The 7,852-nt window shown below is 71.8% G+C and carries 9 protein-coding genes; 4 read left to right on the forward strand and 5 right to left on the reverse strand.

Annotation, left to right across the window (positions count from 1 at the left end; all coding sequences use genetic code 11):
• From AB1578_20110 to AB1578_20130, 5 genes are all read right to left on the reverse strand, one after another.
• Positions 1 to 476, reverse strand: a 476-nt coding sequence (locus AB1578_20110) for a hypothetical protein (protein MEW6490198.1), incomplete at its 3' end; no start/stop codon positions are given.
• A gap of 11 nt (positions 477 to 487) precedes the next feature.
• Positions 488 to 1,021 carry a formylmethanofuran dehydrogenase subunit E family protein gene (locus tag AB1578_20115; GenBank protein ID MEW6490199.1) on the reverse strand — a complete coding sequence of 178 codons (534 nt, stop codon included), beginning with the start codon at positions 1,019 to 1,021 and terminating at the stop codon, positions 488 to 490.
• Positions 1,022 to 1,046: 25 nt separating this feature from the next.
• Positions 1,047 to 2,987, reverse strand: coding sequence for a cation-translocating P-type ATPase (locus AB1578_20120; GenBank protein ID MEW6490200.1), 1,941 nt, complete (start codon positions 2,985 to 2,987; stop codon positions 1,047 to 1,049).
• A gap of 14 nt (positions 2,988 to 3,001) precedes the next feature.
• A complete protein-coding gene (locus AB1578_20125) occupies positions 3,002 to 3,280 on the reverse strand; it encodes a metal-sensitive transcriptional regulator (protein MEW6490201.1) in 279 nt (92 codons plus the stop codon).
• A gap of 386 nt (positions 3,281 to 3,666) precedes the next feature.
• A complete protein-coding gene (locus AB1578_20130; protein MEW6490202.1) occupies positions 3,667 to 4,068 on the reverse strand; it encodes a VanZ family protein in 402 nt (133 codons plus the stop codon).
• 81 nt (positions 4,069 to 4,149) lie between these two features.
• Between AB1578_20130 and AB1578_20135 the strand changes: the two genes are divergently transcribed.
• From AB1578_20135 to hflC, 4 genes are read left to right on the forward strand one after another with little or no spacing between them, the layout of a single operon-like run.
• Positions 4,150 to 4,905, forward strand: a complete 756-nt coding sequence (locus AB1578_20135; protein MEW6490203.1) for a uracil-DNA glycosylase — start codon at positions 4,150 to 4,152, stop codon at positions 4,903 to 4,905.
• Positions 4,902 to 5,795 carry a DMT family transporter gene (locus AB1578_20140; GenBank protein ID MEW6490204.1) on the forward strand — a complete coding sequence of 298 codons (894 nt, stop codon included), beginning with the start codon at positions 4,902 to 4,904 and terminating at the stop codon, positions 5,793 to 5,795. Before AB1578_20135 ends, AB1578_20140 begins: the two co-directional genes overlap by 4 nt.
• 44 nt (positions 5,796 to 5,839) lie before the next feature.
• On the forward strand, positions 5,840 to 6,883 hold the full coding sequence (hflK, locus tag AB1578_20145) for an FtsH protease activity modulator HflK (GenBank protein MEW6490205.1): 1,044 nt from the start codon (positions 5,840 to 5,842) through the stop codon (positions 6,881 to 6,883).
• A 1-nt stretch (position 6,884) separates the two neighbouring features.
• Entirely contained in the window at positions 6,885 to 7,754 is an 870-nt protein-coding gene (gene hflC / locus AB1578_20150) for a protease modulator HflC (protein MEW6490206.1), read from the forward strand.
• Positions 7,755 to 7,852 lie beyond the last annotated feature (98 nt).

Raw genomic sequence — 7,852 nt, forward strand, 5'->3', positions numbered from 1 at the left:
GGGGTGGGGTGCAGGTGCAGCGCCCCCGGCCCGCGATCAACGCGGCTGTGGGCGAGCCGCAGCTCCGCTCCGTCCCGTCCCTCCACCATGTTCTCGGTGCCGTTTACCCGTGGGTGTTCGGGCGAAAACACGACGGGTTGCTCGGCCGTCCCCTGTGCCTCGAGCTTCCCGAGCACGAGGAGCCAGGGAGGGGGGTCGGCATCCGCCCGCGGTTCGGGCAGCGCGAAGTGCACCCGGGTGCCCGGCCGCACCGTCAGGGTGGCGCCCCCGGCCACGACCACCGTGCCCTCCAGCCGGATCTCCCCCGACCAGACCGTCGCCCCGGAGAGGATGGTTGCCTGGTCCTCGGGCACGGGCTGGGCGCAGCCTTCTTCCTCTTCGCCTCCGAGGCATTGCTGGAACCCGCCGAAGAGGGCCAGGAAAAGGAGCAGCGCCTCGAAGAGGAAGGCCGGGCGCGAGCGGATGCGCAACGTCATCGCCGTCTCTCCTACCGAATGAGGATCGTCTGCACCACCTCTGCATCGGGCGCGGCCTTGAGCTCGGCGAAGATCTCCGCCACCCGTGCCTCCAGCGTTACCCGCTGCGGCGATCCCTGGGGGAGCTCCCTCGCCTTCTTGGCCAGGTCCTTGGACTCCTTGCCGAGCGCCAGCGCCGCGTCCGTCGGCCTGGCCTCGACCAACCCGGGCAGCCCGTCCACGGTGAGCCGCAGCTTCATTTCCTTCTCGTCCTTCACCTCGATGGTGCCGTTGCCGAGGGTGCACCCGGTGGTCACCTGGATGCCGTCGAGCGGGCAGGCCGTGGCGTAGTAGACGGCGCGGACCTTGCCCATCGTCGCACTGTCCCCCAGGGCCGCCTTCGCGGCAGCCCCCATGCGCGCCCCGAGAATCGACCCGCCGCAGGTGTGGCCATGGAACGTCGCGAGGGCCTCGTACGTCCCCGGGCCGGGAGCGGCCAGGGCCGGCAGCGGGGCGAGGAGCCAGACGAGCACCAGGAGTCGCGAGGCGCAGCAGCGGAGCTTCATGGCAGGGACCTCCTTTGCCCGCTGCTTACCGGGCAGGCGGGGAATCGGTTGCTCCGGGTTCGTGGATGCGCGCCGCGGGCGCGCCCTCCGGGCGGGGGACCGGGGTGAACGCCAGGCTCGCGGAGGAGATCACGACGAGCACCGAGCCGAGGTTGTGCACCAGTGCGCCGGCGATCGGGTCGAAGACGCCGGCGCCGCCGGCCAGGACCGCGAAGGCGTTGAACCCCATGCCGACGGCAATGTTCCAGCGGATGCGCCGGCGCGTGGCGCGGCTCAATTCTACCAGGAAGGGCAGGCGGGCGAGGTCGTCGTTCATGAGCGCGATGTCCGCAGTCTCCAGGGCAACGTGGGTGCCCGCCGCCCCCATGGCGACCCCCACGTTGGCCGCGGCCAGGGCCGGCGCATCGTTGATCCCGTCGCCCACGAAGACGACCGGCCCGAAGCGCTCCTGCACGTCCCGGGTGAGCGCGAGCTTGTCCTGGGGTTTGAGTCCCGACCACGCGTCGGTCACCCCGACGAAGTCCGCCACGAGCCGGGCGGACCTCTCGTGGTCGCCCGAGAGGATGCCCACGTGGCCGAAGCCCAGGGCCCGAAGCTTCGCCACCGTCGCCACGGCCTCGGGGCGGATCGGGTCGGCCACGGCCAGAAGCCCCAGGGGCATGCCGTCGCGCAGGACGGCGAGCACGGTGGCGCCCTCGTCCCGCAACCGGACCAGGGGCGCCTCGAGCTCGGGGGGGAGCGCTGCGGCCCGCTCGGCGCCCAGGACCTCGACCCAGCGTCCCTCCACCCGGCCGCGCACCCCCACGCCGATCTCGGTTGCCGACTCGTCCGCGGGGCACAGGGCGAGCCCCTTCTCCGCGGCGGCTGCCACGAGCGCCCGGGCCAGGGGGTGGGTGCTGTGCTGCTCGACGCAGGCGGCCAGGCGCACGACCTCGCCGGCGTCCACGCCTTGTGTCGCGACTACCAGGGCCAGCCGTGGACGGCCCTGGGTCAGCGTGCCCGTCTTGTCGAAGAGCACGGCCGCGGCGCGGCCCACCTCCTCCAGGAACTGCCCCCCCTTCACCAGAATGCCGGCCCGCGCCGCCCGACCGAGGCTCGCCACGATGGCCGTCGGGGCGGCCAGGATCAGCGCGCAGGGACAGCCGACGATGAGCACGGTGATTCCCCGGGAAACCTCCCCCGTCACCGCCCAGGCCACCGCCGCGCAGGCGAGGATGGCGGGGGTGAACCAGCGGGCGTAGCGGTCGATGATCCGGACCGCCTCGGGCTTGTGGGCTTCGGCCTCGGACACCAGGCGGATCACTTTGCCCAGGGTCGTGTCCTGTCCGACACGGCTCGCCTCGAGCTCGATCACCCCGGTCTGGTTGAGGGTGCCGGCGTAGACCTCGTCTCCCGGGGAGCGCTCCCGGGGCAGGGGCTCGCCCGTCACCGACGACTCGTCGACGGCGGTCACGCCGAGGCAGACCCGGGCGTCCACCGGGATGCGCTCCCCCGGCCGCACCCGGAGGCGATCCCCCACCCGGACCTGGGAGACCGGCACCGAGCGCGCTTCGCCCTCCACCAGGAGCACGGCCGTCTCGGGCGAGAGCTCCATGAGGGAACGGATGGCGTTGCGGGCCGACGCCGTGGTGGCCTCCTCGACCAGGGATCCCAGGACCATCACGAAGCTCACGACCGCGGCCGTGAGAAACTCTCCCTCGATCAAACAGGCGACGATGGCGATGGCCACGAGCTCGTCGACGTTGACCCGCCGCTGCCAGAGCCCCTGCAGGGCGCCCCACACGATCGGCACGCCGTTCAGTGCCACGGAGGCCAGGGCCAGCCCCGTGCCGATCCGGGAGGCCTCGCCCCCCAGGTCCCACAGGAAGCTGATTGCCGCCAGAGCGCCCGCCGCGACCACGCGCACGAAGTCCCCGGAGCGCACGAGCTCCCGATAGACGTCCCCCTGGGAGAACCGACCGATCATCCCCACCCCCTCTCTCAGCCGAACTTGTTGAAGAGATCCACTACCTGCCGGATGAGCCCTTCGCGGTCCACCGGCTGCCCCTCCCGCGGGGCGCCCGCGACGCACCCCTTCAGGTGTTCCTCCAGGATGACCATACCCAGGGACCGGATGGCCCCGGTGACCGCCGCGACCTGCTTGAGCACGTCGAAGCAGTCGCGGTCGTCTTCCACCATCTTCCGCAGGCCCTTCACCTGCCCTTCGATCCGGTTGATGCGGTGGATGAGCGGGGTGTGGTCGTGTCCGCAGAGAGGCATGGCGTCCTCCGCATGTACTGGTAGGGGGTATATGTACCTGATCGTGGGGGGCGGACGCAAGAGGGACGGGAAGTCCTCCGGCAGCCCGTTTGGATGCACGCCCGCCGGCGGCGCGCACCGGGGGACGAAAGGGCATTTCCTGCGGTGGGCTGGAGCGGGAAGATGCCGAGTGCCGCCCGCAGTGGGGCGCGGGCGGGGCGGCAATGAGGGGGGCTTGGGCGAAGCGGGTTCGGCGGCAGTGCCGACGTGAGGGGACCCGGACCACGCGAAAGTTCCCGCAGTGGCCGCGGAGGCAGACAAAAAAGGGCCGGAGGGCGGCGAAAGGAGGGAAACCGCGCTCCGGACGAAGAGGGTGTGCGTGGTTCCGCGAAGCGCTCGGCGCCATATCAGGAGCAGGTGTCGTGTCGTTCCCGCTTCCCCAGGACCCAGGCCAACAGGGCGGACCCCGCGGCGGCCCCCGCGAGGTCGGCGAGCCAGTCGAGGGCGCTCGCGTGGCGTTCCGGAACGAACCACTGGTGGAGCTCGTCGGTGAGGCCGAAGAGGCCGGCGACGGCCCAGCCGAGCAGCGCGCGGCGCCGGGGCGGCCCGGAGAAGGCCCAGCCCCAGAGGAAGGCAAGGGGCGCATACTCCAGGGCGTGGAGGAGCTTGTCGGACCAGCCCCGGAGAAAGTCGGGCAGCGGCGGGCGCGCCGTGTGGGAGAGGGCGAAGATCGCCCCCATGTAGGCCAGGGCGAGAGAGGCCGCGACCCACCGGCCGGTGGTCCTGGGAGGGGGGGGCGGCTGGGTCACCGGGTCTCCGTCGCAACGGGGGCAGGGGGGGCGAACCCCCGCTTGAAGGGTAGGGGCGCGCTCCCCTAGAATGCAAGGCCCATGTCGAAGCCCCCCTCCTCCGCGGCGGAACTTCAACGCTCCCTCGAGGCAGCCCTGCGCTTCGCGCACGCGTCGGGGGCGTGGATCGTGCCGGGAACCGCGGCGGCAGCTCCGGCGGCCCGGGACCTCCGGCCGGCGCCGGCCGGCGAGGTCCCATCCGGCGCCCTTTCAGAGGCTCGGACCGCGGGCGGCAGGGATGGGGAGGGGGCGCTGCGGGCGGTGCGCGACGACCTGGGAGACTGCCGGCGCTGCCGCCTCGCCCAGGGGCGGACCCATCTGGTGTTCGGGGTGGGCAGCCCCGGGGCCCGGCTGGTCTTCGTGGGGGAGGGCCCCGGGGAAGAGGAGGACCGCCGGGGGGAACCCTTCGTGGGCCGGGCCGGCAAGCTTCTGGACCGCATGCTCGGCGCCATCGGGCTCGACCGCAGCCGGGCATACATCGCCAACGTGGTGAAGTGCCGGCCCCCGGGCAACCGCACGCCCCTGCCGGACGAGGCCCAGACCTGCCTGCCCTTCCTGTGGCGGCAGCTCGAGGCCATCGGGCCGGCGGCCGTGTGCGCCCTGGGGGCTTGCGCGGCCCAGAACCTCCTGGGGGCGGACACGCCCATCTCCCGGCTCCGGGGAAGGGTGCACCGTGTCCGGGGCATACCCGTCGTGCCCACCTTTCACCCCGCCTATCTCCTGCGAAACCCCGCGGCCAAGCGCCAGGCCTGGGAAGATCTCAAGCGCCTCAAAGCCCTGGCCGGCGGGGGCTCGTGAGGCACGCGGGGCCCCTCCAGATCGGGGCGGCGATGGCCGTGTGGTCGAGCTGGGGCCTCGCGGTGCGCTGGCTCCCGGTTCCTCCGTGGGCGCTCACGGGGTACGTCGGGCTCGTGGCCGCCGCCGCCGCGGCCGCGCTCTGGGTCGGCTGGGGGGGCGCGCCGGCGGCCCTGTGGCCCCGCACCTACCGCCTGCCCCTGGTCCTCATGGGGCTGCTCTTTCTGGCCAACCACGTCTGCTTCCTCACGGCGTACGAGCGCACTACCGTGGCCAACGCGGTGCTCACCCACTACACGGCCCCCGTGTTCGTGGCCCTGATCGCTCCCCTGGCCCTGGGGGAGCGGGTGCTGCCGGTGACCCCCGTGTCGCTCCTCCTGGCGGGCGCGGGCATGGTGCTCCTGCTGCCCGGCATTCACTGGTCCTGGGAGGACCGCCACCTCCAGGGGCTCTTGCTGGGCACCGCGAGCGGATTGGCCTACGCGGTGCTCATCGTGGTGGCCCGGGCGCTGTGCCTGCGGGTGGCGGCCCTGCCCCTGCTCTTCGTCCAGAACGGGGTCGTCGCCCTGGTGGTCCTGCCCGGCCTGCTCCTGCTCGGCCTGCCCCGGGAGCCCGTGGTCCTGGGCGCGTTGGTGCTGCTCGGCGTGGTGCACGCCACCGGGGCGGCGCTCCTGTACCTGGCGGGGCTCCGACGGGTGCGGGCCCAGACGGCGGCCATCCTCGGGTACCTGGAACCGCTGCTCGCCGTGGGCCTCGCCGCCCTGGTGCTGGGGGAACGCCTCGCTCCGCACTCGCTCCTGGGCGGCGGGCTCATCCTGGCGAGCGGGGCGCTGGTGGTCTGGGCCGAGGGGCGGCTTCCGAAAGCCGTTGACGCCCCGGCGGCGGGCCGGTAGGGTGGCGCGAGATCGCAGCAGACCTTAGCGGAGTGGAGGTATCGATGTCCTGGAAGGAAGGCGGTGGCGGATTCGGGGGGGGAGGGGGACCGCGGGACCCCCTGGAGATTCTCGAGGAGCTCAAGGGGCGCTTCCAGGGGCGGTTCTCGGGCGCGGTCCCGGGCGGACTCGTGGGCATCGTGATCCTGGTGGCCCTGCTGGTCTGGGCCGCCACGGGCATTTACATCGTCAACCCCGACGAAGTGGGCGTGGTGAAGCGCTTCGGCAAGTATTCCCGCACCACCGCGCCCGGGCCCCACTGGCACGTGCCCTACCCCGTGGAGAGCGTGCTCACGCCCAAGGTGACCCAGGTGCGCCGTGTGGAGGTGGGCTTTCGCACCGTGGCTTCCGGCCCCCCGGCGCGCTTCCAGCGGGTGCCGGCCGAGGCTCTCATGCTCACCGGGGACGAGAACATCGTCTCCTGTGAGTTCATCGTGCAGTACCGGGTGCGGGACGCGCAGCAGTTCCTCTTTCGGGTGCGCGACCCCGACGGGGCCGTGCGGGCCGCCGCCGAGGCTTCCATGCGCGAGATCGTGGGACGAAACCTGGTGGACGACGTGCTCACCGAGCAGCGGGAGAAGATCCAGATCGAGTCCGGCGACCTCCTGCAGAACACGCTCAACATCTACGAGGGAGGGATCCAGATCGATTTCGTGAGGCTGCAAGACGTCTACCCCCCCGACCAGGTCATCGACTCCTTCCGCGACGTGGCCAGCGCCCGGGAGGACCGGGAGCGCCTCCGCAACGAGGCCGAGGCCTACGCCAACGACATCCTCCCCAAGTCCCGGGGAGAGGCGGCCGAGCGCCTCAACCAGGCCCTGGCCTACCGGGCCACAAAGGTCGCCACGGCCGAGGGCGACGCCGCCCGGTTCGAAGCCCTGCTCAAGGAGTACGAGCAGGCCAAGGAGGTCACGAGAAGGCGCCTGTACCTGGATGCCATGGGCGACGTGCTCTCCAAGGCCAAGATCGTGATGGCCGATGGCAAGGGAGGCAGCGGGGTCCTCCCGGTGCTCCCGCTGGATGCCTTCGCGCCCAGGGAGGTGAAGTGAGATGAGCACCAAGCCCTTGAAAATTCTCGGCATCGCCGTCGTCGTGGCCGCCCTGGCCCTTGGCAACGTTTTCTTCATCGTCGACGAGACCCAGACCGCCCTCGTCGTGCAGCTCGGAAAGCCCGTGGGCGGCGTGAAGGGACCGGGACTCCACTTCAAGCTCCCCTTCGTCCAGAACGTGATCACCTACGATTCGCGCTACCTGGAGTACGACGCGACGGCCCGCGAGCTCATCACCCGGGACAAGAAGAACCTCAAGGTCGACAACTACGCCCGGTGGCGCATCTCCGACCCCCTGACCTTCTACCAGACCGTGCGGGACGAGATGGGCGCCCAGGCACGCCTGGACGACATCATCTACTCCCAGGTGCGCGAGCAGCTGGGGCGCTACGACCTGATCGACATCGTGGCCACCAGCCGGCCCCAGATCATGGCCGACGTCACCCGGCGCACCGCGGAGTCGGCCCGGCAGTTCGGGATCGAGGTGGTGGACGTGCGCATCAAGCGGGCCGACCTGCCCGAGGCCAACGAACGGGCGGTCTACGCCCGGATGAAGGCCGAACGCACCCGGCAGGCCCACCTGTACCGGTCCGAGGGCGAAGAGGTGGCGCGCCAGGTCCGGTCCCAGGCAGACAAGGAGGTCGCCATCATCCTGGCCGAGGCGTACCGCGAGGCCCAGGGCACCCGGGGCGAGGGGGACGCCGCCGCGACCCGCATCTACGCCCAGGCCTTCAACCGGGACCGGGAGTTCTACGCCTTCACCCGGAGCCTCGACGTCTACTCCCGGGCCTTCAAGGACAAGGACGTCCTGGTCCTCTCCCCGGAGGGAGAGCTCTTCCAGTACCTGAGGGCAGCCGGTCTCCCCCGCTGAGCCGTTGCATCCTTGAGGCCCGGCGACTTCACCTACGTCCTCCCCCCCGAGTGCATCGCCCAGACCCCCGCGGAGCCGCGAGTCGCCACGCGGGGCCA

Source organism: Thermodesulfobacteriota bacterium (assembly GCA_040756475.1).
Classification (GTDB): Bacteria; Desulfobacterota; Deferrisomatia; order Deferrisomatales; family JACRMM01; genus JBFLZB01.

Coding starts and splice junctions, on each gene's coding strand:
- AB1578_20115 (MEW6490199.1), bottom strand. CDS start 1,021: ATGAAGCTCCGCTGCTGCGCCTCGCGACTCCTGGTGCTCGTCTGGCTC.
- AB1578_20120 (MEW6490200.1), bottom strand. CDS start 2,987: ATGATCGGTCGGTTCTCCCAGGGGGACGTCTATCGGGAGCTCGTGCGC.
- AB1578_20125 (MEW6490201.1), bottom strand. CDS start 3,280: ATGCCTCTCTGCGGACACGACCACACCCCGCTCATCCACCGCATCAAC.
- AB1578_20135 (MEW6490203.1), top strand. CDS start 4,150: ATGTCGAAGCCCCCCTCCTCCGCGGCGGAACTTCAACGCTCCCTCGAG.
- hflK (MEW6490205.1), top strand. CDS start 5,840: ATGTCCTGGAAGGAAGGCGGTGGCGGATTCGGGGGGGGAGGGGGACCG.
- hflC (MEW6490206.1), top strand. CDS start 6,885: ATGAGCACCAAGCCCTTGAAAATTCTCGGCATCGCCGTCGTCGTGGCC.